This is a genomic window from Ensifer sp. Root1252, from assembly GCF_001425885.1.
Taxonomy (GTDB): Bacteria; Pseudomonadota; Alphaproteobacteria; order Rhizobiales; family Rhizobiaceae; genus Ensifer; species Ensifer canadensis.
Map to the genome: position 1 here is coordinate 570,506 of NZ_LMDT01000012.1, position 25,239 is coordinate 595,744.

At 61.9% G+C, this 25,239-nt stretch carries 24 protein-coding genes; 15 read left to right on the plus strand and 9 right to left on the minus strand.

The window, feature by feature from the left end:
• Nucleotides 1–193: 193 nt before the first annotated feature.
• The 10 genes from ASD02_RS15335 (at nucleotide 194) to ASD02_RS15380 (ending at nucleotide 11,738) form a co-directional block, all read left to right on the plus strand.
• Nucleotides 194–1,099, plus strand: coding sequence for a sugar ABC transporter permease (locus ASD02_RS15335; protein WP_025427336.1), 906 nt, complete (start codon nucleotides 194–196; stop codon nucleotides 1,097–1,099).
• Nucleotides 1,100–1,217: 118 nt separating this feature from the next.
• Nucleotides 1,218–2,045: a carbohydrate ABC transporter permease gene (locus ASD02_RS15340; protein ID WP_225906378.1), complete on the plus strand. Its 828-nt coding sequence runs from the start codon at nucleotides 1,218–1,220 to the stop codon at nucleotides 2,043–2,045.
• A 4-nt stretch (nucleotides 2,046–2,049) separates the two neighbouring features.
• Entirely contained in the window at nucleotides 2,050–3,141 is a 1,092-nt protein-coding gene (locus ASD02_RS15345; protein WP_057208724.1) for an ABC transporter ATP-binding protein, read from the plus strand.
• A gap of 91 nt (nucleotides 3,142–3,232) precedes the next feature.
• A complete protein-coding gene (locus ASD02_RS15350; protein WP_025427333.1) occupies nucleotides 3,233–5,707 on the plus strand; it encodes a glycoside hydrolase family 2 protein in 2,475 nt (824 codons plus the stop codon).
• Nucleotides 5,708–5,713: 6 nt separating this feature from the next.
• Entirely contained in the window at nucleotides 5,714–6,409 is a 696-nt protein-coding gene (locus ASD02_RS15355; RefSeq protein WP_025427332.1) for a D-lyxose/D-mannose family sugar isomerase, read from the plus strand.
• Between the two features lie 76 nt (nucleotides 6,410–6,485).
• On the plus strand, nucleotides 6,486–7,247 hold the full coding sequence (locus ASD02_RS15360; protein ID WP_057220810.1) for a sugar phosphate isomerase/epimerase: 762 nt from the start codon (nucleotides 6,486–6,488) through the stop codon (nucleotides 7,245–7,247).
• Nucleotides 7,248–7,262: 15 nt separating this feature from the next.
• Nucleotides 7,263–8,441 carry a Gfo/Idh/MocA family oxidoreductase gene (locus ASD02_RS15365; protein ID WP_025427330.1) on the plus strand — a complete coding sequence of 393 codons (1,179 nt, stop codon included), beginning with the start codon at nucleotides 7,263–7,265 and terminating at the stop codon, nucleotides 8,439–8,441.
• Between the two features lie 119 nt (nucleotides 8,442–8,560).
• Nucleotides 8,561–9,589 (plus strand): L-glyceraldehyde 3-phosphate reductase, encoded by a 1,029-nt coding sequence (gene mgrA / locus ASD02_RS15370; protein ID WP_025427329.1) that lies wholly within the window; start codon nucleotides 8,561–8,563, stop codon nucleotides 9,587–9,589.
• A gap of 455 nt (nucleotides 9,590–10,044) precedes the next feature.
• Nucleotides 10,045–11,151, plus strand: a complete 1,107-nt coding sequence (locus tag ASD02_RS15375) for a TRAP transporter substrate-binding protein (RefSeq protein WP_025427328.1) — start codon at nucleotides 10,045–10,047, stop codon at nucleotides 11,149–11,151.
• 173 nt (nucleotides 11,152–11,324) lie between these two features.
• Nucleotides 11,325–11,738: a cupin domain-containing protein gene (locus tag ASD02_RS15380; RefSeq protein ID WP_057214282.1), complete on the plus strand. Its 414-nt coding sequence runs from the start codon at nucleotides 11,325–11,327 to the stop codon at nucleotides 11,736–11,738.
• A gap of 354 nt (nucleotides 11,739–12,092) precedes the next feature.
• Here the strand turns inward: ASD02_RS15380 and ASD02_RS15385 are convergent, their stop codons facing one another.
• Nucleotides 12,093–13,886 carry a TRAP transporter large permease subunit gene (locus tag ASD02_RS15385; protein WP_025427326.1) on the minus strand — a complete coding sequence of 598 codons (1,794 nt, stop codon included), beginning with the start codon at nucleotides 13,884–13,886 and terminating at the stop codon, nucleotides 12,093–12,095.
• Nucleotides 13,883–14,458 carry a TRAP transporter small permease subunit gene (locus ASD02_RS15390; RefSeq protein ID WP_025427325.1) on the minus strand — a complete coding sequence of 192 codons (576 nt, stop codon included), beginning with the start codon at nucleotides 14,456–14,458 and terminating at the stop codon, nucleotides 13,883–13,885. The genes ASD02_RS15385 and ASD02_RS15390 overlap by 4 nt, the downstream gene beginning before the upstream one ends.
• Nucleotides 14,459–14,803: 345 nt before the next feature.
• On the opposite strand from ASD02_RS15390, the gene ASD02_RS15395 reads away from it, so the two are divergent.
• Nucleotides 14,804–16,420 (plus strand): glycoside hydrolase family 43 protein, encoded by a 1,617-nt coding sequence (locus ASD02_RS15395; protein WP_025427324.1) that lies wholly within the window; start codon nucleotides 14,804–14,806, stop codon nucleotides 16,418–16,420.
• Between the two features lie 127 nt (nucleotides 16,421–16,547).
• Nucleotides 16,548–16,928 (plus strand): RcnB family protein, encoded by a 381-nt coding sequence (locus tag ASD02_RS15400; protein ID WP_025427323.1) that lies wholly within the window; start codon nucleotides 16,548–16,550, stop codon nucleotides 16,926–16,928.
• A 525-nt stretch (nucleotides 16,929–17,453) separates the two neighbouring features.
• Here ASD02_RS15400 and zigA read toward each other — a convergent pair.
• Entirely contained in the window at nucleotides 17,454–18,656 is a 1,203-nt protein-coding gene (gene zigA, locus ASD02_RS15405) for a zinc metallochaperone GTPase ZigA (protein ID WP_025427322.1), read from the minus strand.
• Nucleotides 18,657–19,018: 362 nt separating this feature from the next.
• Nucleotides 19,019–20,044 (minus strand): zinc ABC transporter substrate-binding protein ZnuA, encoded by a 1,026-nt coding sequence (gene znuA / locus ASD02_RS15410; RefSeq protein WP_025427321.1) that lies wholly within the window; start codon nucleotides 20,042–20,044, stop codon nucleotides 19,019–19,021.
• Nucleotides 20,045–20,247: 203 nt separating this feature from the next.
• Between znuA and ASD02_RS15415 the strand changes: the two genes are divergently transcribed.
• Genes ASD02_RS15415 through ASD02_RS15425 form a run of 3 tightly spaced genes read left to right on the plus strand, consistent with a single transcriptional unit; the run spans nucleotide 20,248 to nucleotide 22,371 of the window.
• Entirely contained in the window at nucleotides 20,248–21,153 is a 906-nt protein-coding gene (locus ASD02_RS15415) for an ATP-binding cassette domain-containing protein (protein WP_025427320.1), read from the plus strand.
• Complete coding sequence (gene znuB / locus ASD02_RS15420) at nucleotides 21,146–21,976, plus strand: zinc ABC transporter permease subunit ZnuB (RefSeq protein ID WP_057220811.1); 831 nt, start codon at nucleotides 21,146–21,148, stop codon at nucleotides 21,974–21,976. The genes ASD02_RS15415 and znuB overlap by 8 nt, the downstream gene beginning before the upstream one ends.
• Nucleotides 21,976–22,371, plus strand: a complete 396-nt coding sequence (locus ASD02_RS15425) for a Fur family transcriptional regulator (protein ID WP_025427318.1) — start codon at nucleotides 21,976–21,978, stop codon at nucleotides 22,369–22,371. Before znuB ends, ASD02_RS15425 begins: the two co-directional genes overlap by 1 nt.
• 98 nt (nucleotides 22,372–22,469) lie before the next feature.
• On the opposite strand, the gene ASD02_RS15430 is transcribed toward ASD02_RS15425, so the two are convergent.
• From ASD02_RS15430 to ASD02_RS15450, 5 genes are all read right to left on the minus strand, one after another.
• Complete coding sequence (locus ASD02_RS15430; protein WP_025427317.1) at nucleotides 22,470–23,000, minus strand: gamma carbonic anhydrase family protein; 531 nt, start codon at nucleotides 22,998–23,000, stop codon at nucleotides 22,470–22,472.
• 131 nt (nucleotides 23,001–23,131) lie between these two features.
• The gene (locus tag ASD02_RS15435) at nucleotides 23,132–23,818 is read right to left on the minus strand and encodes a fumarylacetoacetate hydrolase family protein (RefSeq protein WP_025427316.1); all 687 of its coding nucleotides are present in this window, start codon (nucleotides 23,816–23,818) and stop codon (nucleotides 23,132–23,134) included.
• A gap of 67 nt (nucleotides 23,819–23,885) precedes the next feature.
• Nucleotides 23,886–24,089 carry a hypothetical protein gene (locus tag ASD02_RS37080; RefSeq protein ID WP_025427315.1) on the minus strand — a complete coding sequence of 68 codons (204 nt, stop codon included), beginning with the start codon at nucleotides 24,087–24,089 and terminating at the stop codon, nucleotides 23,886–23,888.
• Nucleotides 24,090–24,460: 371 nt separating this feature from the next.
• Complete coding sequence (locus ASD02_RS15445) at nucleotides 24,461–24,700, minus strand: DUF982 domain-containing protein (RefSeq protein WP_025427314.1); 240 nt, start codon at nucleotides 24,698–24,700, stop codon at nucleotides 24,461–24,463.
• Nucleotides 24,701–24,868: 168 nt separating this feature from the next.
• Nucleotides 24,869–25,108: a hypothetical protein gene (locus ASD02_RS15450; protein ID WP_171519872.1), complete on the minus strand. Its 240-nt coding sequence runs from the start codon at nucleotides 25,106–25,108 to the stop codon at nucleotides 24,869–24,871.
• Nucleotides 25,109–25,239 lie beyond the last annotated feature (131 nt).

Sequence of the window (25,239 nt, forward strand, 5' to 3'; positions counted from 1 at the left end):
CCCGCCCTCGGCGGGGTCGGCCAAGGCTCCCATTCGGCACGACACGTTCAGGCGGACCAGCGTGCCTTTGCCTGGCAGGCGTATTGGGAGAACGGCTTCAACGTGGCGAGGCGGTTTTCGAGCGACGGCACATCCGTTCGTCATCGACGCCGCCTGCCATCGGCAATCCAATGCAGTTCCGGAGGAACGAAACATGGGTCACACACGCGGTTCGGGTCGGCCGAACCAGTGGCTGCGGAATCTGAATGCGAAGCTGGCCTCGATCCCGATGATCCTGACGGCCGTGGTCATTTTCCTCGGCGGCACGGTCTGGACCGTGGTCTATTCCTTCACCAATTCCAAGCTCTTGCCGCGGCTTTCCTTCGTTGGCCTCGACCAGTATGAGCGGCTGTGGGCCGCGCCGCGCTGGCTGATGTCGGTGCAGAACCTGGCGATCTACGGCTTGTTTTCGCTGATTTTCAGCCTGGTCATCGGCTTCCTGCTGGCGGCGCTGATGGACCAGAAGATCCGCTTCGAGAACACGTTCCGCACGATCATGCTCTATCCCTTCGCCCTGTCCTTCATCGTGACGGGCCTCGTGTGGCAATGGCTGCTCAACCCGGAATACGGCATCCAGTCGGTGGTGCGCTCTCTCGGCTGGACGAGTTTTGCCTTCGACCCGCTCTACAATTCCAATATCGTCATTTACGGCATCCTGATCGCGGCGCTGTGGCAAGGGACCGGGCTCGTCATGTGCCTGATGCTCGCCGGCTTGCGTGGGATCGACGAGGATATCTGGAAGGCGTCGCGCGTTGACGGCATTCCGATGTGGAAGACCTATGTCTTCGTCATCATCCCGATGATGCGCGGCGTCTTCATCACCACGCTGGTGATCATCGCAAGCGGCATCGTCAAGGTTTACGATCTCGTGGTGGCGCAGACGAGCGGCGGCCCGGGCATCGCCTCGGAAGTGCCGGCCAAATACGTCTACGACTACATGTTCCAGGCGCAGAATCTCGGCCAGGGATTTGCCGCCTCGACCATGATGCTCATCACCGTCGCCATCATCATCGTGCCCTGGGCCTATCTCGAATTTGGGGGAGGGCGCAAGCGTGCCTGAGATCGTCGCTTTCAACGCCATCGCCGCCGGTATCGACCCCGAGGCGGAAAAGACCTCCGTTGCCCTTTCAGGCCCGCGGGGCCGCAAGCCGCGCCGGGCGCTTTCGGGCCGCAACATCATGGTCTACGGCACCCTGATTGTCGTGGCACTCTACTACCTGCTGCCACTCTACGTCATGGTCATGACCTCGCTGAAGGGCATGCCGGAAATCCGACTCGGCAACATCTTCGCGCCGCCGCTCGAAATCACCTTCGAGCCCTGGGTGAAGGCCTGGTCGAGCGCCTGCACCGGCCTCAACTGCGATGGCCTTTCGCGCGGCTTCTGGAACTCGGTGCGCATCACCGTTCCCTCGACCATCGTCTCGATCGCGATTGCCTCGATCAACGGCTATGCGCTGGCCAACTGGCGCTTCAAGGGCGCCGACCTGTTCTTCACTATCCTGATCGTCGGCGCCTTCATCCCCTATCAGGTGATGATCTATCCGATCGTCATCGTGCTGCGCGAGCTCGGCGTCTATGGCTCGCTGACCGGCCTGATCATCGTTCACACCATCTTCGGCATGCCGATCCTGACGCTTCTGTTCCGCAACTATTTCGCCGGGCTGCCGGAAGAATTGTTCAAGGCGGCGCGCGTCGACGGCGCTGGGTTCTGGACCATCTATTTCCGCATCATGCTGCCGATGTCGATGCCGATCTTCGTGGTGGCGATGATCCTGCAGGTGACCGGCATCTGGAACGACTTCCTGTTCGGCGTGGTGTTCACCCGGCCGGAATATTACCCGATGACCGTCCAGCTCAACAACATCGTCAATTCGGTACAGGGCGTGAAGGAATACAACGTCAACATGGCGGCAACCATCCTCACCGGTGCCGTGCCGCTTTTCGTCTACTTCGTCTCCGGGCGGCTTTTTGTCCGCGGCATCGCCGCCGGCGCAGTGAAAGGGTAAGGGCATGGAAAACGTCAGCGTATCGGTCAAGGATCTGTCGTTGAGCTTCGGTGCCGTCACTGTGCTCGACACGCTCAACCTCGACATCAAGGATGGCGAATTCCTGGTGCTGCTCGGCTCATCCGGCTGCGGCAAGTCGACCTTGCTCAACTGCATCGCCGGGCTCCTGGACGTCAGCGACGGCCAGATCTTCATCAAGAACAAGAACGTCACCTGGGAGGAGCCGAAGGACCGTGGTATCGGCATGGTGTTCCAGTCCTACGCGCTCTATCCGCAGATGTCGGTGGAGAAGAACCTCTCCTTCGGGCTCAAGGTGGCCAAGGTCGAAAAGGCCGAGATCGACAAGCGCGTCAGCCGCGCCGCCGAGATCCTGCAGATCCAGCCGCTGTTGAAGCGCAAGCCCGCCGAGCTTTCCGGCGGCCAGCGCCAGCGCGTGGCGATCGGCCGGGCACTGGTGCGCGATGTCGACGTGTTCCTGTTCGACGAGCCACTGTCGAACCTCGACGCCAAGCTGCGTTCGGAACTGCGCGTCGAGATCAAGCGGCTGCATCAGTCCCTGAAGAACACGATGATCTACGTCACCCACGACCAGATCGAGGCGCTGACGCTAGCCGACCGCATCGCGGTGATGAAGAGCGGTGTCATCCAGCAGCTTGCCGATCCGATGACGATCTACAACGCGCCGGAAAACCTGTTCGTCGCCGGCTTCATCGGCTCGCCGTCGATGAACTTCTTCCGCGGCGAGCTGCAATTGAAGGATGGGCGGGCCTTCGTGCGCGCCAATGGCGTCGATTTCGACGTGTCGGCCTATCCGTCGCGCGGGCCGTTCAAATCTGGCCAAAAGGTCGTCCTTGGCCTGAGGCCGGAGCATGTGCGTGTCGACGAGGCACCGAACGGCCAGCCGTCGCACCAGGCGGTCGTCGATATCGAGGAGCCGATGGGCGCCGACAACCTGCTCTGGCTGAAACTTGCCGGCCAGTCGATGTCGGTGCGCATCGGCGGCCAGCGCCGCTACAAGCCGGGAACGGCGGTGACGCTTTCCTTCGACATGGCGGTCGCCTCGATCTTCGACGCGGTCAGCGAAAATCGTCTCTGAACAACGGGGAAACGCGCCGGCTTTCATCATCCGGCGCGTTTCGACACACTGGCATGCCGGCAGTTTCGCCGGCAATCAACGGAATATGGAAATGCTCTCCCAGGACCCGAATCGAACCGCTTGCTATCTCGACCTCGCGGGAGAATGGCAGCTCGCTTCCAGCGATAAAAGCCACGCGACGACCATGGCGCTGCCGGGCGACGTGCACACGGCTTTGCAAAGGGCCGGCATCATCGACGACCCTTATGTGGGTCGCAACGAGGATGACGTGCAATGGGTGGCGCACGAGGATTGGGTGATCGAGCGCACAGTGTCGATCGATGCGGATGATCTCGGCGGCTACTGGTATCTCGACCTCGAATGCATCGACACGGTCGCCTCGGTCTTCGTCAACGACCGGCTCGTGCTCGAGGCCGACAATTGCTTCCGCCGTCATCGGCCCGATGTCTCCCGTACGCTGGTCGCCGGTGAAAACCGTATCCGCATCGTGCTGCCGTCCTCGATATCAGAGGGTGCACGCCGGCAGAGGGCGCAGCCCTTCTACGTGCCCTACCACCCCGGAAATTCGCCGATCGCCAACGGCAACATGCTGAGGAAGCCCCAGTGCCATTTCGGCTGGGACTGGAACATCGCGATTGCGCCGCTCGGTGTCTACGGTACGCTGGCGCTGCGCCGGCTGGAGATCGCCCGCATCGAGCATGTGACGACAAAGCAGATCTGGCTCGGCGACGGCTCGGTCGATCTGCAGGTAACGGTCACGCTCTTTGCCGATGGTCCGGGCATCGTCCCGGTTCATTTCTCTCTCGACGGCCAAAGGGAGCGGCTCGATTGCGCCGTCGGCACCGGCGAGACCCGCATCACCCACGTCTTTACCGTCAGTGAGCCGAAACGCTGGTGGCCGGCCGGCAGCGGCGAGCAGAACCTTTCGATGCTGACCGTGGAAGTGCCACAGGAGCAGGTGACGCGTCAGATCGGCTTTCGCACGATCGAGCTTCTGACCGACAAGGACGAGGCGGGAAGCCGCTTTGCCTTTCGCGTCAATGGCCGCGAGATCTTCTGTCGGGGCGCCAACTGGATCCCGGCCGACGCGCTGATGTCACGGGTGACGCCTGATGGTGTCGAGGACCTGCTGCGCTCAGCGTTTGACGCCAACATGAACATGATCCGCGTCTGGGGCGGCGGCTTCTACGAGCCGGACTGGTTCTACGATCTCTGCGACCGGCTGGGCCTGATGGTCTGGCAGGACTTCATGTTCGCCTGCAACCTCTATCCCTCGACGCCCGATTTCCTCGACAACGTCGCGGCCGAGGTCGACTACCAGGTCAAGCGCCTGTCGTCCCATCCGTCGATCGCGCTCTGGTGCGGCGACAACGAGCTGGTGGGCGCGCTCACCTGGTTCGACGAGCCGCGCAAGGATCGCGACCGTTATCTCGTCTCCTATGACCGCCTGAACCGTACGGTCGAAGTTGCGCTGAAGGCGGCGCTGCCGGACGCACTGTGGTGGCCCTCAAGCCCGGCCTCCGGCTATCTCGATTTCGGCGACGCCTGGCATTCCGACGGTTCCGGCGACATGCACTATTGGTCGGTCTGGCACGAGAACAAATCCTTCGACAATTACCGGTCCGTGCGCCCGCGCTTCTGCTCGGAGTTCGGTTTCCAGTCCTATACCTCCATGCCCGTCATCCGGCAGTTTGCTGCCGAGAAGGACCTCAACATCGCGTCGCCGGTGATCGAGAGCCACCAGAAGAACGTCGGCGGCAACGAGCGCATTGCCGGCACGATGTTCCGCTATTTCCGCTTCCCCAAGGACTTCCCAAGCTTCGTCTATCTCAGCCAGATCCAGCAGGGCCTGGCGATCCGCACGGCCGTCGATTACTGGCGCTCGCTCAAGCCCCATTGCATGGGCACGCTCTACTGGCAGCTCAACGACACCTGGCCGGTCGCTTCCTGGTCGAGCCTCGACTACGGCGGCAGCTGGAAGGCCATGCATTACATGGTGCGCCGCTTCTTCCAGCCGGTGGCCGTTGCCGCCATTCCGTCCGCCGACGGCAAGGAAATCACCTTTTCGATGGTCAACGACACCGCCGCGCCGGTGACTGTGGAACTGCAGGCCTTCGTCGTTACGCTTGACGGTGCGCGCACGCCGCTGATGGCGGCAGCAGGCACCTGCTCGCCGGACCGCGCGGCGACCTTGGTGAGCATCGCGGCGCGCGACATTCCCGAAAACGCACTGTTGTTCTGGTCGTTCGAGGCGTCGAACGGCATGCGTGGCGAAGGCCATCACGTGCCGGGCACCTATAAGGCTCTCGATCTTCAGCCCTCCAAGCTGTCGCTTGAGGTCTTGCCAATCGGCGACGGCGCCTACGACGTCTCGATCAAGGCGAGTGGCCTGGCGCTGCATGTGATGATCGAGGCCGACGTCGCCGGGCGCTACGCCGACAATGCCTTCGATCTCACATCAGGTGAAACGAAGGTCATCCGCTTCACGCCGAAGACATCACTTGCCGAAGGCACGGTGCCGCGCTTTGCCGCCTTCGATCTTGAATCCTGCCAGGGAAAGGGGTGACCCACCGTGAAACGCAGCCACGTCAATGACATCATCGCCAGCAGCGATGCCTTCATGCGCAGCTTCGGCTTCGTGCTTCCGCCCTTTGCCTATTGGTCGCCGGAAGAAATGAAGTCGCGCGTCGCTTCGGATTGCCCGACGATCTTCGATGCCCGGCTCGGATGGGACATCACCGATTACGGCAAGGGCCGCTTCGATGAGGTCGGTCTCGTGCTCTTCACGCTGCGCAATGGCGATGCCTCGAACCTGACGACGGGGCAGGGCATGGTCTATGCCGAGAAACTGATGATCACCCGCAACGGTCAGGTCAACCCGCTGCATCGCCACGCCGCCAAGACCGAGGACATCATCAACCGTGGCGGTGGCACGCTGGTGCTGCAGATGTACAATTCGCACTCCGACGGCTCTGTCGACGACGAAAGCGACGTCGAGGTAGCGACCGATGCGCGCCTGCGTCGGCTGAAGGCCGGCGACCTCCTGAAACTCATGCCCGGCGAAAGCGTGACGCTTTTGCCCGGCAACTGGCACGCCTTCTGGGCGGAAGACGGAGACGTGTTGATGGGCGAGGTTTCGACCGTCAACGACGACCTTACCGACAATTACTTCCGCGAACCCGTTGGTCGCTTCTCGGCGATCGAGGAGGACACAGCCCCCGTCCATCTGCTGGTGTCGGATTACGACGCCTGGCTCAGGGCCGGATGACGAAAAACCCGGCCGGGTCTCGTCCCGCCCCTGGCCGATCAGACCGATCACGATGATTTCCCGAGGAGGATTTTCGATGAAAGACGTCAGTTTTCAGCTCTATAGCGCCCGCAACTTCCCGCCCTTCGCCGATGTGCTGAAGGCGATCGGCGAGGCAGGATATAGCCAGGTCGAAGGTTACGGCGCGCTCTATGCGGCGCTCAGCGATGCGGAGATCGCAAGCTTCAAGCACGGTCTCGACGAGAACGGCCTCGCCATGCCGACGGCGCATTTCGGCCTGGATATGCTCGAAAGCGATCCGGCACGGGTGCTTGAAATCGCCAAGGCGCTCGGCATCCGGGCGATCTATTGCCCTTATCTCCTGCCCGAGCATCGCCCGACGAACGCGGCCGGCTGGCGCGCCTTCGGCGAGCGCCTGCAGGCGGCGGGCAGGCCCTACCGCGATGCCGGCCTCATCTTCGGCTGGCACAACCACGACTTCGAATTCTTCGCCCTGCCGGATGGCAGCATTCCGCAGGACCTGATCTTCGAGGGTGGGCCGGATCTTTCCTGGGAGGCCGACATCGCCTGGATCATCCGCGGCGGCGCCGACCCGATCGCCTGGATCAAGAAATATGCCAACCGGATCACTGCCGTGCATGTGAAGGACATCGCGCCGACGGGCGAGAAAAAGGACGAAGACGGCTGGGCCGATGTCGGCGAGGGTACGGTCGACTGGAAGGGCCTGTTCCAGGCGCTCTCCGGCACCAAGGCGCGCTATTTCATTGCCGAGCACGACAATCCGAGTGACTTCCAGCGCTTCGCCAAGCGCTCGCTCGCCTCCATCCAATCCTACTGAAAAACAGGTAGATCCATGACCAAGGAACTTGGCGTCGGCATCATCGGATGCGGCAACATCTCCACCACCTATTTCAAGCTTGCCCCGCTTTTCAGGGGCATCAAAGTCGTCGCCTGCGCGGATATCAATCCGGCGGCAGCCGAAGCACGGGCGACTGAGTATGGCGTCAAAGCGCAGAGCATCGAAGCGCTTCTCGCCAACCCGGATGTCGATATCGTCGTCAACCTGACGATCCCTGATGCGCATTTCCCGGTATCCAAGAGTATTCTCGAAGCGGGAAAACACGTCTACTCGGAAAAGCCGCTGGTGCTCTCGCTGGAGCAGGGTGAGGAACTCCGCGCCCTTGCCAAGGCCAAGGGCCTGACGGTCGGTTGCGCCCCCGACACCTTCCTCGGTGGCGCCCACCAGCTTGCCCGCAGCTATATCGACGCCGGCAAGATCGGCCGCGTGACGTCGGGCACCTGCCACGTGCTCAGCCCCGGCATGGAGATGTGGCATCCGAACCCGGACTTCTTCTTTCTTCCCGGCGGCGGTCCGATCCTCGATCTCGGGCCCTACTACATCGCCAACCTGATCAACCTCATCGGTCCGGTGAAGCGCGTGGCAGCGCTGTCTTCGATGGCCAATCCGACACGCACCATTACCAGCGAGCCGCGCAACGGCGAGGTCATCCCGGTGAAGACGCCGACCAACATCCATGCGCTGCTGGAGTTCGCAAACGGCGCAACGATCACCCTGTCGGCGAGCTGGGATGTCTGGTCGCATCGCCACGCCAATATGGAGCTCTACGGCACGGAGGGCTCGATTTTCGTCCCTGATCCCAACTTCTTCGGCGGCAAGGTCGAAGCGAGCGGCCGGGACAAGAACATCCAGCCGCTGGAAATGTGGGATCATCCCTTTGCCGTCGAAAACCAGGAGCACCCGCAGGGCCCGATGGCGAACTACCGCACGGCTGGCCTTGCCGACATGGCGATCGCCATTCTCGAGGGTCGCGATGCCCGCTGCTCGCTTGACCGCGCGCTGCACGGCGTCGACGTGATGGTATCGATCCTGAAGTCGGGCGAGGAAGGGCGGTTCATCGAACTCAGTACCACCTGCACCCAGCCGGCAGCCCTCGGGATCGAGGAGGCGCGGGCGCTGCTCATCGAACCTCAAGAAGAAATATCGGGAAATCGTGCCGCTGCCGCTTCATAGCTGCATCGGACCAGTTTAGACGTTTCTGAACAGAGGTTTCCGCAGCCGCGGAAACCTTTCTCATTTGCAGGATGGCGGTCTCTTATTCGCCATCAAAACCCGATCGCGGAGGAATTGCGATGACCTGGCTACCGGCGGAAAACCGCTACGACACCATGAAGTACAACCGCGTCGGACGGTCCGGCCTGAAGCTGCCGGCGATCTCGCTGGGGCTTTGGCACAATTTCGGCGGCGACACCCCGCACGACCGCAAGGTCGACATGTGCCGTACTGCCTTCGATCTGGGCATCACCCATTTCGATCTCGCCAACAATTACGGTCCGCCTCCGGGATCGGCCGAAACCGCTTTTGGCGAGATCATGCGCACGGACTTCGCGCATCTGCGCGACGAGTTGATCATCTCATCCAAGGCCGGCTACGACATGTGGCCGGGTCCCTATGGCGAGTGGGGCAGCCGCAAGTATCTGATCGCGTCCTGCGACCAGAGCCTGAAGCGCATGGGGCTCGACTATGTCGATATCTTCTATTCGCACCGCTTCGATCCGGACACGCCGCTGGAAGAGACCTGCGGCGCCCTCGACCATATCGTGCGGTCGGGCCGGGCGCTTTATGTCGGGATTTCCTCCTACAACTCGCAGCGCACCCGCGAGGCGGCCGCGATCCTGAAGGAACTCGGCACACCCTGCGTGATCCATCAGCCGAGCTATTCCATGCTCAACCGCTGGATCGAGGACGACGGCCTCGTGCACACGCTCGAAGATCTCGGCATCGGCTCGATCGTCTTCTCGCCGCTCGCCCAGGGCATGCTGACGACGAAGTATCTCGGCGGCATTCCGCAGGACAGCCGCGCCGCACAGAACCACTTCCTCAAGAAGGACTTCATCCGTCCGGCGATCATCGACAACATCCGCAAGCTCAACGGCATTGCCGAAAAGCGCGGCCAGACGTTGGCGCAGATGGCGCTCGCCTGGGTGCTGCGCGGCGGGCGCATCACCTCGGCGCTGATCGGTGCCAGCCGTTCCGAGCAGATCGTCGATTGCGTCAAGGCGCTTGAAAACGACACGTTCACGGCGGAAGAGCTGGCCGAGATCGACCTTTACGCGCGCGAAGCCGACGTCAATCTCTGGGCCTCTTCGGCCGAGCTCTGATCCTGCGAATACATTGATTTGCCTCGATTTTGAGCATATCCGATTACTTTCCGGCGCATTAGACAAAAGTCGAATATGCGCCGGAAAGCGTCCGCTGGACATGCATAAGTGAGCGTGTAAGGTGCGTCGATGCCACCGGTTCGCGCTGCGACACGGATGGCTCCAAAGCATGCCGTGCGCAGCGGCTTTGCAGAAACTACAGCGCCGCGCGTCTTATGAGACACGCAAAGGTCGCTGTAGCACTTTGAATTGCTGCATGTTTTTATTCTTAAATCGAATAGGATTTAAGGAAACTGCAGTAGAGCTTAAAGCGCAGCGAGCGAATCCTGGAGATCGCGACGCTTTGGGAGGAGGAGCGGGGCCTCGCACGTGCCGCAAAGGCGGTGAGGTTCCATTGGGCGGAGGCGCGACCACGGTTGCGCCGGATTCTGCCTCGGCGGAAATAGGGAGGAACCATGGATCGCCGTTCATTCATTAAAAACGCAAGCCTCGGTGGCCTGGCTGCGGCTGGCGCATCGGCGCTCGCATCGCCTGCGATCGCGCAGGCAAATCCCAAGATCAACTGGCGCCTTGCCTCGTCGTTCCCCAAGTCGCTGGACACGATCTATGGCGGCGGCGAAGTCCTTTCGAAATATGTCTCTGAAGCAACCGACGGCAATTTCCAGATCCAGGTCTTTGCAGCCGGTGAAATCGTGCCCGGCCTGCAGGCTGCGGATGCTGCCGCTGCCGGTACGGTCGAGGCCTGCCACACGGTCGCCTACTATTACTGGGGCAAGGACCCGACCTGGGCGCTTGGCGCTGCCGTTCCTTTCGCGCTCAACGCGCGCGGCATGAACGCCTGGCACTACCATGGCGGCGGCATCGAACTATTCAACGAGTTCCTGGCGACCCAGGGTCTCGTCGGCTACCCCGGCGGCAACACCGGCGTGCAGATGGGCGGCTGGTTCCGCAAGGAAATCAAGACCGTTGCCGACATGCAGGGCCTGAAGATGCGCATCGGCGGCTTCGCCGGCAAGGTGGTCGAAAAGCTCGGCGTCGTGCCGCAGCAGATCGCCGGCGGCGACATCTACCCGGCGCTCGAAAAGGGCACCATCGACGCTGCCGAATGGGTCGGCCCCTATGACGACGAGAAACTCGGCTTCTACAAGGTCGCGCCCTACTACTACTATCCCGGCTGGTGGGAAGGTGGCCCGACGGTCCACGCCATGTTCAACAAAGCGGCGTTCGACGGCCTGCCGAAGAACTACCAGTCGCTGCTGCGCACCGCCTGCCACGCAACCGACGCAAACATGCTGCAGAAGTACGACTACCTGAACCCGTCGGCGATCAAGCGCCTGGTGGCTTCGGGCGCCAAGCTCAGCCCGTTCAGCCCGGAAATCCTGTCGGCGTGCTTCGAAAAGGCGAACGAAGTCTATGCCGAAATGGAAGCTTCGAACCCGACCTTCAAGAAGATCTGGGACTCGATCAAGGCATTCCGCGGCGAGTACTACCTCAACGCCCAGATCGCCGAATACAACTACGACACCTTCATGATGATCCTGCAGCGGGGCGGCAAGCTCTAAGCCTGCGACTGGCTACAGCGCTTTCCATCGCTGATGGGAAGCGGCATCGAACCGGAATGAAAGCCGCTTGCAACTTCGGTTGCGGGCGGCTTTTTCGTTCCGGCTTGCGGGTGGACGCGGTCTCCAGATTTCGTGGTAAGGTTGCTGTCTTAACGCTCGATGAGGAGGATGCCATGCCGAGCGAAAGCCAATCGATCGTGCACGGGCCGGACGGCGGCCGGCGCTACGACATGGGCGCGATACAGGCCGTGTTCAAAGCCGACGGCCCGGAGACCCAAGGTCGGTTCTCGATTTCCGAATGGTGGGTGGAGGCGCGGCACGAAGGGCCGGGGGCGCATACGCACGACGACAATGACGAAATCTTCTACGTGATCGAGGGGACCGCCAGCATCCTGGTCGGCGACACCTGGCACCAAATGGAGAAGGGATCGATCTGTGTCATCCCGCGCGGAACGATGCACGACTTCCGCAACGAGAGCACGTCGCGCATGGGCCTGCTCAATGTTTTCGTCGGCGGCCCGTTCGAGGAGATGATGCCGATGATCGTCGACTGGTATCGCGACAATCCGGCCAAGCGGCTGGATTGAGCGGACATCGGTGGCTGGAGCAGGCTTGTTGCCACATGAAGAGGGCGGCCCTTGTGGGGCCAGCCCTGACTGCCGACAAGGGCATGTTCGATCATCGCAAGTTTGCGGGGGAAAGCCCGAACGCCATCCAAAACCTCCATCATTCCTGTGCTTGTCACAGGAATCCAGTCAGCCCACGTCCTTGGGCTGAAAAGAGTCTTTTGGCCCGACGGACGTCAGGTCGCTGGATCCCCGCCACAACGGCGAGGATGAGGGAAAATGGGATGCCCGTTTGCCAGAAAGCGATCTTCGGGGGGCAGCAAGCTGAGAGGGCGGCCCTTTACGGGGCCGCCCTCTGTCTGCATAAGCCGAACGTTACTTGAACGAAGGCGGCTGGCTCAGGTCGTTTGACGGCGCCGTCTGCGGTTGTGCGCCAGCCCCGCCGTTCTGGTCCGCCGGCTTCTGGTCGAGCGGGCTGCCGCCCGGAAGCTGGAGACCGCCGGGAAGGCCGAGGCCGCCGCCGTTGTCGGGGAGCGTAAGCCCGCCGCCACCGGTCCCGAATCCGGGCACCTCGATCTTGATGGTGTTCGGATCGATGACTTCGCCGCTTCCCTTGTAGTGCATGACCATCTGCGGGAACATGATCGTCAGCGCCACCATGATGATCTGGATGCCGACGAAGGGCACAGCCCCCCAGTAAATCTGCCCTGTCGTCACCGGTTGTGTCATCTTTCCGGTGACCCTGTCGAGATAGGGCACCTTGGCCGCGACCGAGCGCAGATAGAAGAGCGCGAAGCCGAACGGCGGATGCATGAAGCTGGTCTGCATGTTGATGCCGAGCAGCACGCCGAACCAGATCAGGTCGATGCCGAGCTTGTCGGCGGCCGGAGCCAAGAGCGGCACGATGATGAAGGCAAGCTCGAAGAAGTCGAGGAAGAACGCCAGGAAGAAGACGAGCAGGTTGACCGTGATCAGGAAGCCGGTCTCGCCGCCCGGCATCGCCGTCAGCAGGTGTTCGACCCAGATGTGGCCGTTGACGCCGTAGAAGGTCAGCGAAAACACGCGGGCGCCGATGAGGATGAACAGCACGAAAGCGGAAAGCCGGGTGGTTGCCGCCAGGGCCGAGCGAACGACGTCCATGCTCAGGCGGCCCTTGGCCGCCGCCATGATCAGTGCACCGACCGCACCCATGGCGCCGCCTTCTGTCGGCGTGGCGATACCGAGGAAGATGGTGCCGAGCACGAGGAAGATCAGCGCCAGCGGTGGGATCAGCACGATGATGACCTGCTGGGCAAGCCGCGACATCGCATTGATCTTCAAGCCGCGATCCAGAAGAGCGACGACGTAGATGAAGCCGACGCCAACGGTGGCGCCGAGGATGTCGGCGTTCTCGCCATGGGTCGGATAGAGATAGATATGCGCCGCGTAGGCAAAGGCGCCGGCGACGATGAGCGCGACGATCAGTGAGGTGACGCCGGAGCCGAGTGTGCGGGCGGCCAGCGGCAGGGCCGGCATCGAGTCACGCCGGACGAAGGTCATGATCAGGATATAGATCATGTAGAGGCCGGTCAGGACCAGGCCCGGGATAAGCGCGCCGGCATACATGTCGCCGACTGAGCGGCCGAGCTGGTCGGCGAGAACGATCAGAACGAGCGATGGCGGGATGATCTGGGCGAGCGTGCCGGAGGCAGCGATGACGCCCGATGCGACCCTGCGGTCGTAGCCGTAGCGCAGCATGATCGGCAGCGAGATCAGGCCCATGGCGATGACCGAGGCTGCAACCACGCCGGTGGTGGCTGCAAGCAGCGCGCCGACGAAGATGACCGCATAGGCGAGACCACCGCGGATCGGGCCGAAGAGCTGGCCGATTGTGTCGAGCAGGTCTTCCGCCATGCCCGATTTCTCGAGCACGATCCCCATGAAGGTGAAGAAGGGGATGGCAAGCAATGTGTCGTTCGACATCACCCCCCAGAACCGGTCCGGAAGCGCGTTGAGCAATGGCCAGGACAGGTTGATCGAATCCGACAGCGGAGCGAGCTCCACGCCGATGATGAAGAACAGGAGGCCGTTGGCGGCGAGCGAGAAGGCGACGGGATAGCCCAGCAGCAGGAACACGATCAGCGAGACGAACATGATCGGTGCCAGGTTTTCAGCAATGAATTCGATCATGGACGGGCCTCCGGAGCGACGACGTCGTCAAGCGGTGCATGGGTCGGCACATAGGGTGTCGGGTCGTCCATGTTGCCGGTCATGATCGCGACCTTCTTGATGATTTCGGATACGCCCTGGAAGGCGAGCAGCAGGAAGCCGAAGAGCAGGATGGCCTTGGCCGGCCAGATGATCAGGCCACCGGCGCTGGAGGAGCCCTCGCCCGAGATGTAGGACATCTTCACGTAGGGCACGAAGTAATAGAGCATCAGCAGCACGAACGGCATCAGGAAGAAGACGTGACCGAACAGGTCGATCCAGTGCTGCACGCGGCGCGAGAACTGGCCGTAGACGACGTCGATGCGGATGTGTTCGTTCTGGCTCAGTGTATAGGCGGCGGCGAACATGAAGGCCGCCCCGAAGAGATACCACTGCGCCTCGAGCCAGGCGTTCGACGACATGTTGAACATTTTCCGGATGATGGCATTGCCGGCGCTGACGAGCACAGCGACCAGAATGAGCCAGGACACCGATTTGCCGATGAACTCGGTCGTCGTGTCTATGAGTCGGCTGAAGCCGAGTAACGCTTTCATCGATTTCCTCCCCGCAGTGGCTGTTTTGGTTTTTGTGCCAAGCACAACCAGAGTGCCGATTTCAAGCCAGCGTTCAAGTCCGAGGCTCGATTTTCCCGGTTAGTTCCGCCACCCCAGACTAAAGTCGAATGGAGCTGTCAGGCGATTGCCCAATCATTGTGCACAACAGGGTGCCAACCAGTATCGCCAGTGGGTTTCACTGCAGATGTGAAGGGCGCAAATGGCAATACTGCGTGAACCACTCGTGCCGCGTCGTGGGCTACGTCACCAACTGTAACGTTGCAGTCTTGAAAATCACGGCGGTTTGGGGCTGGATGCGGCCGACAATTGGAGGATGCCCGAGGAATGACTGCCCTGATTCGCAATCCGATCCTGCCCGGCTTCAACCCGGACCCGTCCATCTGCCGGGTGGGCGATGACTATTACATCGCCACGTCCACCTTCGAGTGGTATCCGGGCGTGCAGATCCACCATTCGCGCGATCTGGTGAACTGGCGTCTGGTGCGCCGGCCGCTGGAGCGGGCAAGCCAGCTGGACATGCGTGGCAACCCGGATAGCTGCGGCGTCTGGGCGCCGTGCCTTTCCTATAACGACGGCCTGTTCTTCCTTGTTTATACCGACGTCAAGCGCTTCGACGGCAACTTCAAGGACGCACACAACTACATCGTCACGGCAGAGGCGATCGAAGCCGTCTGGTCCGATCCTGTCTACGTCAATTCCTCCGGCTTCGACCCGTCGCTGTTCCATGACGACGATGGGCGAAAATGGTTCCTCAACATGCAGTGGAACCATCGCAGAGGCGGCTCGCCGAAACATCCGGCCTTCGACGGTATCCTCTTGCAGGAATGGGACGAGCGCGCGCGCAGGCTGGCCGGGCCGGTGAAGAACATCTTTGCCGGCTCGCCGCTCGGTCTGGTCGAAGGGCCGCATCTCTTCAAGCGCAATGGCTGGTACTATCTGACGACGGCGGAAGGCGGCACGGGATACGACCATGCCGTGACCATGGCGCGGTCGCGCACGATCGACGGTCCCTACGAAATCCATCCCGATACCTACCTAATCACGTCAAAGGATCACCCTGATGCGCCGCTGCAGCGCGCAGGGCACGGGCAATATGTCGAGACGCCGGACGGGCAAGCCTATCACACCCATCTCTGCGGCCGGCCGCTGCCGCCGGAGCGTCGCTGCACGCTTGGCCGCGAGACGGCACTGCAGAAATGCGTCTGGCGCGATGACGGCTGGCTCTATCTCGAAAACGGCGGGCCGGTTCCCGAAGTCCTGGTCGCAGCTCCAGGCCCGGTCGGGGCCTTGGTGGAGCCGCGCGTGGTCGAAACCGATTTCGATGGGGCCGCGCTTCCGGCCGAGTTCCAGTGGCTGCGCACGCCGCTGCCGGAGCGGATCTTTTCGCTGGAAAGGCGGGCAGGGCACTTGAGGCTCTTTGCCCGCGAAAGCATCGGCAGCTGGTTCGAGCAGGCTTTGGTCGCCCGCCGGCAGGAGCATCATTCTTTCCGCGCTGAAACCTTGGTCGACTTCGCGCCGGAGACCTATCAGCAGGTCGCCGGGCTGACGCACTACTACAACCGCCACAAGTTTCATGCGCTCGGCCTCACCTGGCACGAGACTCTTGGGCGGACGCTGACGATCCTGTCCTGCCCGGGCGACTTCCCGCTTGGCCGGCTGCAGTTTCCTGTCGGAAGCGGCATCGCCGTGCCCGGAGGGCCGATCGGGCTTGCCATGGAGATCCGCGACAATGACCTGCAGTTCTTCTGGCGCGCAGACGGGGCGGTCGATTGGCAGGCCCTCGGCCCGGTGCTCGACGCTGGCGTGGTGTCGGACGAGGGCGGCCGCGGCGAACATGGATCGTTTACCGGCGCTTTCGCCGGCATGTTCGCCTTCGACACGTCGGGTGCGGGACTGGCGGCGGATTTCGATCTGTTCCGTTACGTCAGCCTCTCAGAGTGAGAATATCAGTCTGTAAGGTAAGGCTTATAAGTACTAGATATCATTACGTATTTGTAATGTAGCGTTTCATATTCGGTTCAGGAAGCCGGACCTATTTTCGGGGTGCAAATAACGAAAGGATACCCCGATGAAACGTCTCCTGACCGCTCTGGTCGCCAGCTCCTTCCTGATCACACCGGTAGCAGCCTTTGCCCAGCCGGCAGGTTCCTTCGAGGTCGCACAGAACTACGACCGCTATCAGCGTCGACCTGTCGACCGCCACGTGGACCGGCATGTCGACAAGCACGTGACAATCGAAAAGCGTGTCATCGTCAAGAAGAAGGAACGCTGGTCGCGCGGCCATCGGTTGAGCCCCGCCGAGCGCCGCCACATGGCGCAGGTGCGCGATTATCGCCGCTACAAGCTGCGCCAGCCGCCGCGCGGCCAGCAGTGGGTGCGTGTCGACAACGACTTCCTGCTGATCAGCCTTGCGACCGGCGTCATCGTCGGCCTGACGTCTGCGCGTTGAACGATTTGATCGAGGGCAGCCTTTCGGGCTGCCCCTTCAAACTTATTACAGCCTCTGAAAGAATCTATTGACGAAGGGCGAAACCCGCTCTCCTCATCCTCGCCCTTGTGGCGGGGATCCAGTGGCCCGACGTCTGTCGGGCCAAAAGACCCTTTAGCCCAAGGACTTGGGCTGACTGGATTCCTGTGACAGGCACAGGAATGAAGGAAGTTTCCGATCGCCTTGAGCTTGCCAATGGTCGGCAGATAACCAGCGGCAACTTTGTCAGCAGTCCGGGGGCGCTTTATGGCTACCCCTTCGATTTTCCCTACACCGTCGTTCGACGCAGCGACGGAATGTCCGCGGCTTCAGTCCGACCCCGCTCTCCGAAAAGCAGTCGCTCCAGCGGGCCGGGCGGGGCGAGTGCCTCCTCCCCATTATCCTGTCCATCAAAGAACGGATCGAACATCGGCACGGGCCTGCCGGCGGCATTGAGGCCCATGCAGGTGAAGCGCGGTCGACGTGGTCTTGGACCGGCCGCCTGCATCAGGCCGCCCGCTGCGACCAGTTCGCGAAGGGATCGGGCAGATCCCGCCAACGGTCCGGCTGGAAGCTGGTGTCATTGACCAGGCAGGCGTCGAGTTCGGCCGTCAGCATCGCCTGATCCATGGGGTCGGCGCCGATGAAGACGATCTCCTGGCGGCGATCGCCCCAGACGGGATCGATGTAGGGACCGACAGCCTTCAGGAAGCCCGGGTCGCGCGGCCATTGCTCCCTAGGCACTGCCGCCCACCACAGGCCCATCTTTGATGTTCTGACCAGCGGCCCGGCCTGGCTCAGTTCGCCGACATGATAGGGTCGCGTCGCCAGCCAGAAGAAACCCTTGGCCCGCACCACGCCCTGCCAGGAGCGATTGAGAAACGCCTGGAACCGGGTGGGATCGAACGGGCGGCGGGCCTTGTAGACGAAGGAGCGGATGCCGTATTCCTCGGTTTCCGGAATATGATCCTTGAAACCATGCAGCTCCTTGTACCAGAGCGGGTGCTGTTCGGCCTTGGCAAGGTCGAAGCGGCCGGTGCCGAGCACGTCGCGCAGTTCCACCTGGCCGAAATCCACTTCCACCAGCTGCGCATCCGGGTTCAGCCCGACGATGATCTTGCGTGCGGCATCGCGCTGCTCTGATGTAGCCGTGCCGATCTTGTTGAGCACGACGACATCGGCGAACTCGATCTGCTCGACAAGCAAGTCGACCAATGTGCGGGTATCGCCTTCGCCTGCCGTCTCGCCGCGATCGGCAAGGAAATCGAGCGAGGAGTAGTCAGCAAGCAGATTGGCGGCATCGACCACGGTGACCATGGTGTCGAGGCGGGCGACGTCGGTAAGGCTTTCGCCATCCTCGTCGCGAAAATCGAAGGTGGTTGCGACGGGCAGGGGTTCGGAAATGCCGCTCGATTCGATCAGCAGGTAGTCGAAGCGGTTCTGTTCGGCGAGATCGCGGACTTCGCGCAGCAGATCGTCGCGCAGCGTGCAACAGATGCAGCCATTGGTCATTTCAACGAGCTGCTCTTCGGTGCGCGACAGGTTGGCGCCGCCGTCGCGGATCAACGCGGCGTCGATATTGATCTCGCTCATATCGTTGACGATGACGGCTACACGCAAGCCGTCGCGGTTGGACAGCACATGGTTGAGCAGCGTCGTCTTGCCGGCGCCAAGGAAGCCGGACAGCACGGTTACGGGAAGTCTTTCCATCGTTGTTTCCTGTATGTTATACCATTACGCTTGACGCGCCTATAAAAGGCGGACGCTTACGCCCGCCTGAACAATCCGGTCGCTCGTGGACTGGCTTTGCCATCGGCCGCGAGGCTTCGGCCTTGTGCGCCGGTCCTGCCTCGACCGGTCTCAGTCATCGGTTAGACCTGTCCGCCGGTCACTTCCGGGGCTTGATCTGTCCTTTCGTCATCCTCGGGCTTGACCCGAGGATCCAGCGGCTGAAAGCCCCACAGGGAGGCACGCTGGATGCTCGGGTCAAGCCCGAGCATGACGGAGAGGGGCGGCGCGTGGCGCGCCTTTGCCGCCTTGGGAGGACGGCTATGCCGCCTTGGGAGCACGGATCAGCTTGCCGAGGCGAGGCAGGTCTTGAGCGACGTGCCGATACCTTCCATCAGCTGGAAGTAGAGGTCCGGCCCGGCATCGAGCGTGGCCGCCTCTGGATCGAGCGTCCCGGATTTCGCCGGCGTGCCTTCGATCACCACATTGATCAGTTTCGGTTCGAACTGCGGTTCGGCAAAGACGCAGGTCGCACCCAGTTCCTTGATCTTGGCGTGGATCTGCGACAGCCGATCGGCGCCGGGCAGAACCTCCGGGCTGACCGTGATCGAGCCCGCCACCCGCACCTGGTAGCGATGCTCGAAATACTGATAGGCATCGTGGAAGACGACGAAGGGCTTGTCCTTCACCGGCGCGACGGTTGCGACCAGGCTCTTGTCCAGCGCGTCGAGGCGCTGGTTGAGTTTCTCGAGATTGGCCTTGTAGGCGCCGGCATTGTCCGGGTCGGCCTCTGTGAGCGTCTTTTCGATCTCGGCTGCCATCGCCCTAGCATTTTGCGGGTCGAGCCACAGGTGCATGTCGAAGCCTTCGTGATCATGGCCCTCATGCGCATGATCGTGGTCATCTGCGGCAGCAGCCTCGGGAGCTGCGGCATCGTCGTGTTCCGCTTCGCCCTCGGCGTGCTTGTGGCCCTCCTCACCATGGCCCTCGTCGTCGTGATCATGCGCCTCGAAGGCGCCGCCTTCGCGGAACTTCAGCTTCTCAAGACCCGGCGCTTCGCTGAGCTCCACCACCTTGGCGCCGCCGCTCAGCGCATCGAGCGGCTTGTCGAGGAAGGCTTCGAGCCCCGGGCCGACCCAGAAGACCACCTTGGCCGCCTGCAGCGCCGCGGCGTTCGACGGTTTCATGTTGTAGGTATGGGGCGAAGCAGCACCCTCGACGATCAGCGACGGTTCGCCGACGCCCTGCATGATCGAAGCGACGAGCGAGTGGACAGGCTTGATCGAAGCCACCACATTGGGGCCGGCCGCTGCAACGGGCGAAGACAGCAGGATTGTGGAGGCAAAGAGCAGGGCGGAAGACGATTTCATCGGTTTCTCCGGGCTTGAATGTCACGCAAGGCCCTGAACCGACTATCGTTTTCGGCCAGGGACAGGCGCAGTTCGGACACTTGAAACACCGAGCACACGTCCGGTTGAACGTGTCGATGTTTCAATGTAATGTTATTACATCAATTGCGTTATGCTATAACGTGTGCGATAGCCAGTGGCAACCGCCAATCCGGAATTTTTTGATGCTGAATTTCCGATCCCCAGAAACGACACCGCTGGTGCGGTTGAACAATGCCGGCGTCAGCCGCAACGGCCGCTGGCTGGTGCGTGGCGTGGAGTTTTCCATCAGCCCGGGCGAGATCGTCACGCTGATCGGCCCCAATGGCTCTGGCAAGTCAACGACCGCGAAGACGGCGATCGGCGTGCTGAAGGCCGACGAAGGTTTTGTCGAGCGCAAGCCGGGCCTGAAGGTCGGCTATGTCCCGCAGAAGCTTGCAGTCGACTGGACGCTGCCCTTGACAGTCGAACGGCTGATGACGCTGACCGGCCCGCTGAAGGGCAGGGAGATCGAGGAGGCGCTGTCGGCGACCGGCGTTCTGCATCTGGCGAAAGCCGAGGTGCAGCATCTGTCGGGCGGTGAATTCCAGCGGGCGTTGCTCGCGCGGGCGATCGCCCGCAAGCCGGACCTGCTGGTGCTCGACGAACCGGTGCAGGGCGTCGACTTCAGCGGTGAGATCGCGCTCTACGAACTGATCAAGCAGATCCGCAACCGCACCGGCTGCGGCATCCTGCTGATCTCGCACGATCTGCATATCGTCATGGCCGAAACCGACACGGTCGTCTGCCTCAATGGCCATGTCTGCTGCCGCGGCACGCCGCAGGCCGTCAGCCAGAGCCCGGAGTACCAGAAGCTGTTCGGCAGGCGCGCTGCCAGCACGCTTGCGGTCTACAGCCACAATCACGACCACACGCATCTGCCTGACGGGCGCGTGCTGCATGCTGATGGTTCGATCACCGAGCACTGTTACCCGGGCGACGGCCATCACCACGACGAGGACGACAACGTGCATGACCATGGCGAGGATTGCGGCTGCGGCCACCACACCCGCCTGCATGGCTTCGAGGTGAAGGAGAAGCGCGATGCTTGACGATTTCTTCGTCCGGGCGCTGATCGCCGGCATCGGTATCGCCGTGATGGCGGGGCCGCTCGGCTGCTTCGTCATCTGGCGGCGCATGGCCTATTTCGGCGATACCATGGCGCATTCGGCGCTGCTGGGTGTGGCGCTGTCGCTGCTTCTCGATCTCCACCTGATGGTGGCGGTGTTCATCGTTGCGGCTGCCGTGTCGATATTACTGCTGTTCCTGCAGCGGCGCGGGGCGCTGTCGACCGATGCGCTGCTCGGCATCCTGTCGCATTCGGCGCTGTCGATCGGCCTCGTCATCGTCGCCTTCATGACCTGGGTGCGCATCGATCTCGTCGGCTTTCTCTTCGGCGACATTCTCGCTGTGTCGGAATCCGACATCGACATCATCTGGGGCGGCGGCATCCTGGTGATCTTCGCGATCGTCTATCTCTGGCGGCCGCTGCTGGCCTCCACGGTCAATCCTGAACTCGCCGAGGCCGAGGGCATGAAGCCGGAGCGGGCGCGGTTGTTCTTCATGCTGTTGATGGCGCTGGTGATCGCCATCGCCATGAAGATCGTCGGCATCCTCTTGATCACCTCGCTGCTGATCATCCCGGCGGCCACAGCCCGCCGCTTTGCGACGTCGCCGGAAATAATGGCGGTTCTTGCCTCGGTGATCGGTGCGCTTGCCGTTACCGGTGGGCTTTTCGGTTCGCTGCACTGGGACACGCCGTCGGGACCGTCTATCGTCGTTGCTGCACTTGCGCTTTTCGTACTGAGTCTGCTGCCGATCGGGCGGCGTCGGTTGGAGACAGCGTCTCATTCCACGCCTGGAGGGCATCATTGATGACGACCCCGCAACTGACCAAGAACCAGACGATGGTGATGAATGCGCTCAGCCATTCCGAAGGCCCCTTGAGCGCCTACACAATCCTCGACAAGCTGCGCGACCAGGGGTTTCGCGCGCCACTGCAGGTCTATCGCGCGCTCGACAAGCTGCTCGAGTATGGCCTCGTGCACCGGCTCGAAAGCCTCAACGCCTTCGTTGCCTGCACATGCCCGCACGAGCACGAGCATGATCACGGGGTCACGGCGTTTACGATCTGCGAGGGGTGTGGGCAGGTAACCGAGTTCCACGACACCGCGATCGAGCAGCGGTTGTCGGCGCTGACGCGTGCACAGAACTTCAAGACGGAAAAGACCACCATCGAGATCCGTGGTCACTGCCAGAGCTGCGCCTGACTGAGCGCGGCGGGCTCGTCGCGCTTAGAGCAATTCCAGGAAAAGTGCGAAGCGGTTTTCCGTCAGCGTTTTGTGACTCCGTTTAAACCGGAAACGCTCTAGTCGAGCTTCGTCAGCTGCATCGCATAGCGCTGCCAGTTCTTGACGTAGTGGCTGGCCGAGCGCTTCAGCCCTTCGACGGCGGCATCGTCAAGCGTGCGGATGGCCTTGGCGGGCGCGCCGACGATCAGCGAATTGTCGGGGAACTCCTTGCCCTCGGTCACCAGCGCATTTGCGCCGACCAGGCAGTTGCGGCCGATCTTCGCACCGTTCAGCACCGTTGCGCCCATGCCGATCAGCGAGTTGTCGCCGATGGTGCAGCCGTGGATGATGGCGCCATGACCGATGGTGCAGCCTTCGCCGATGGTCACGGGAAAGCCGGGGTCGACGTGAATGACGGTGTTTTCCTGGATATTGGTGCGGGCGCCGAGCCGGATCAGCTCGTTGTCGCCGCGCAGCGTGGCGCCGAACCAGATGCCGACATCCTCGCCGATTTCCACCTGGCCGATGATGTTGGCATCAGGCGCCACCCAGTAGCTGCCCTCAGTAGGCGTTTGCGGACGCAGCGGTCCAAGGGCATAGAGCGGCATCGGGCAATCCTTGTTGTTGGAGCATTCCCTGAAACCGCGTGCAGCGCTTCCTTTATCGGGAGATGCGTCAAGACAATGCGATGGGGCGCTTCCGCGATGCGTTCCGAAACGAAAGCGGAAGCGCTCCGATCTTAGAGAACGGTAACGGCAAGCGCCGCGACGCCATCGACGCCGCAGGTCACCGCGTCGCCGCGCACCACCGGACCGACACCCGAAGGGGTCCCGGTCATGATGATGTCGCCGGGGGCGAGCGTGAACAGCCGTGAAAGCTCCGAGATGACTTCGGGTATCTTCCAGATCATCTGCTCGAGATCGCCCTGCTGGCGTAGCTCGCCATTGACCTTCAGCCAGATATTGCCGTTGACGGGATGACCGATCGCCTCGACCGGCACGATCTCGGAAACAGGCGCCGAATGTTCGAAGGCCTTGGCCGCTGCCCAGGGCTTGCCCGCCTTCTTGGCCTCGGCCTGCAGGTCGCGGCGGGTGAAGTCGATGCCAACAGCATAGCCGTAGACGCAGTCGAGCGCCTGTTCGACAGGGATGTCGGCGCCGCCGCTTTTCAAGGCGACAACCAGCTCGACCTCATGGTGCACATCGGCCGTGCGCGGCGGATAGGGGAAGGTCTTATCGGCCACCAGCAGGTTGTCCGGGTTCTTCTGGAAGAAGAACGGCGGTTCGCGATCCGGGTCGTGACCCATCTCGATGGCGTGGGCCGCATAGTTGCGGCCCACGCAATAGACCCGGCGCACCGGAAAACCCACGAGGCTACCGGCGATCGGCAACAGGACGGGTGGTGAAGGTGGAATGACTGTTTGCATGATTGTCCGGCTGTTTCGAATCCCAGCCGGACGTTAACACCCTGTTCGGGTGCTGCAAGGGTTTATCTCAGGCGCAGCAGGCGTAGGCTTGCAACTGGGCGCGCGTGAGAAACCGTCCATCCGACCGAGAGTTCAGTTCCGGATGGCTGTATTCGAGGCTCGGTACTTGAAGTTCCAGGGCTTGGCGCACGGTCATGATGCCGACATCGCGACGATCGCCGTCGCGCTTCACACTGACTTCAACGATGCGATAGAGATTCTGCTCGCTCATGATATCTCTCCCGTTTTCGTTGTCCCTTTTTTCTGGGACATTATGCTTTTTCCCTTGATGGGACTCAGACGCTTCGAAATTGGTTTTTGTGAGGCACCTCATGATATAGCGCAGAGAAATGAAGGCTTCACGACAGAAATCGGGCCATTTCCGGGAAATTTGCGTGCTATTTGAAGATGCTGCGCCGAATCGGCACGGTAACTCCACCACCGGATGCCATGCTCAGGCACTGTCTGGGGCGCGATCGCGCCGCCGCAAGTCATTTCTTCCAAGAGGGCGCAGATGCCAATCAACAGGCCCTCCGGCGTGCTCTTCGCATGCCAACGGCAAGGGGCGAGTGCAGGGCACTCAATGCGGGTGGCAAATGCCTCTTAATGCGCTTTCAATTCGGCTTCATTTGCAGCCGAGATGAACAGCGATCGCGCTTCTTCCACCGTGCGACGGCCGTCGATGGCGGCGCGGCAGGCGCTGCGGGCGGCGACGTAACTCGGTCCGCGCCGCGGCCAATGGTCGGCAAGGCAGGCAAGCGCGTCTGACGGGCCCTTGACGGTGCGGACATCGCCCGTCACGAAGTCGAGTTCGATCGGCTGGTTCCAGATGATTTGATGCATGCGTCTCCTCCTCGAGATCATCTCAATGAATGTCGGCATCGCGACTGCTTGCGACAGGGCTCCTCCCACGCGGCAAGGGTCAACTGTGCTAATGTAGCGCAGGATAACGCTTTTGTAAGCAGCTTTTCCGGGTGCGTCTTGCCGAAGCACAACCGCTGGACTTCGCCCCTAGGCCGAGGTCGATGTCTCCGCCAAGCGTGAGGCGAACAAGCGGCCGACGACAAGCAGCAATTGCTCATTGGTCGTGCCGGCCAGATATTCGTCGATCAGCATGCGTGCATGGCGGCGGGCACGGGCGCTGTCGCGCGGCCAGTGTTGCTCGGCGCAGATGTTGTCGAAGACGCGCTGCAGCGTGTCGATATCAGGCTGCGACAGCGCGATACATTGTGTCGAGCGCAAAGGGTTCACGTCTTTCTCCCCCGGCACCCAAGCCCCGGTGCCCGGCGAACTATGCCATAACCCCCCATAATAGAACCCCTTGGGAATAAGGGGTTCGCGAAGCGGATTGGAGAGAAAGCTCGATCAGCGCCAGGCGCTCG

Excerpts from the sequence above, each read along its gene's own strand:
- ASD02_RS15335 (WP_025427336.1), top strand. The coding sequence starts at position 194 with ATGGGTCACACACGCGGTTCGGGTCGGCCGAACCAGTGGCTGCGGAAT.
- ASD02_RS15340 (WP_225906378.1), top strand. The coding sequence starts at position 1,218 with ATGGTCTACGGCACCCTGATTGTCGTGGCACTCTACTACCTGCTGCCA.
- ASD02_RS15345 (WP_057208724.1), top strand. The coding sequence starts at position 2,050 with ATGGAAAACGTCAGCGTATCGGTCAAGGATCTGTCGTTGAGCTTCGGT.
- ASD02_RS15350 (WP_025427333.1), top strand. The coding sequence starts at position 3,233 with ATGCTCTCCCAGGACCCGAATCGAACCGCTTGCTATCTCGACCTCGCG.
- ASD02_RS15360 (WP_057220810.1), top strand. The coding sequence starts at position 6,486 with ATGAAAGACGTCAGTTTTCAGCTCTATAGCGCCCGCAACTTCCCGCCC.
- ASD02_RS15365 (WP_025427330.1), top strand. The coding sequence starts at position 7,263 with ATGACCAAGGAACTTGGCGTCGGCATCATCGGATGCGGCAACATCTCC.
- mgrA (WP_025427329.1), top strand. The coding sequence starts at position 8,561 with ATGACCTGGCTACCGGCGGAAAACCGCTACGACACCATGAAGTACAAC.
- ASD02_RS15375 (WP_025427328.1), top strand. The coding sequence starts at position 10,045 with ATGGATCGCCGTTCATTCATTAAAAACGCAAGCCTCGGTGGCCTGGCT.
- ASD02_RS15380 (WP_057214282.1), top strand. The coding sequence starts at position 11,325 with ATGCCGAGCGAAAGCCAATCGATCGTGCACGGGCCGGACGGCGGCCGG.
- ASD02_RS15385 (WP_025427326.1), bottom strand. The coding sequence starts at position 13,886 with ATGATCGAATTCATTGCTGAAAACCTGGCACCGATCATGTTCGTCTCG.
- ASD02_RS15390 (WP_025427325.1), bottom strand. The coding sequence starts at position 14,458 with ATGAAAGCGTTACTCGGCTTCAGCCGACTCATAGACACGACGACCGAG.
- ASD02_RS15395 (WP_025427324.1), top strand. The coding sequence starts at position 14,804 with ATGACTGCCCTGATTCGCAATCCGATCCTGCCCGGCTTCAACCCGGAC.
- ASD02_RS15400 (WP_025427323.1), top strand. The coding sequence starts at position 16,548 with ATGAAACGTCTCCTGACCGCTCTGGTCGCCAGCTCCTTCCTGATCACA.
- zigA (WP_025427322.1), bottom strand. The coding sequence starts at position 18,656 with ATGGAAAGACTTCCCGTAACCGTGCTGTCCGGCTTCCTTGGCGCCGGC.
- znuA (WP_025427321.1), bottom strand. The coding sequence starts at position 20,044 with ATGAAATCGTCTTCCGCCCTGCTCTTTGCCTCCACAATCCTGCTGTCT.
- ASD02_RS15415 (WP_025427320.1), top strand. The coding sequence starts at position 20,248 with ATGCTGAATTTCCGATCCCCAGAAACGACACCGCTGGTGCGGTTGAAC.
- znuB (WP_057220811.1), top strand. The coding sequence starts at position 21,146 with ATGCTTGACGATTTCTTCGTCCGGGCGCTGATCGCCGGCATCGGTATC.
- ASD02_RS15425 (WP_025427318.1), top strand. The coding sequence starts at position 21,976 with ATGACGACCCCGCAACTGACCAAGAACCAGACGATGGTGATGAATGCG.
- ASD02_RS15430 (WP_025427317.1), bottom strand. The coding sequence starts at position 23,000 with ATGCCGCTCTATGCCCTTGGACCGCTGCGTCCGCAAACGCCTACTGAG.
- ASD02_RS15435 (WP_025427316.1), bottom strand. The coding sequence starts at position 23,818 with ATGCAAACAGTCATTCCACCTTCACCACCCGTCCTGTTGCCGATCGCC.
- ASD02_RS37080 (WP_025427315.1), bottom strand. The coding sequence starts at position 24,089 with ATGAGCGAGCAGAATCTCTATCGCATCGTTGAAGTCAGTGTGAAGCGC.
- ASD02_RS15445 (WP_025427314.1), bottom strand. The coding sequence starts at position 24,700 with ATGCATCAAATCATCTGGAACCAGCCGATCGAACTCGACTTCGTGACG.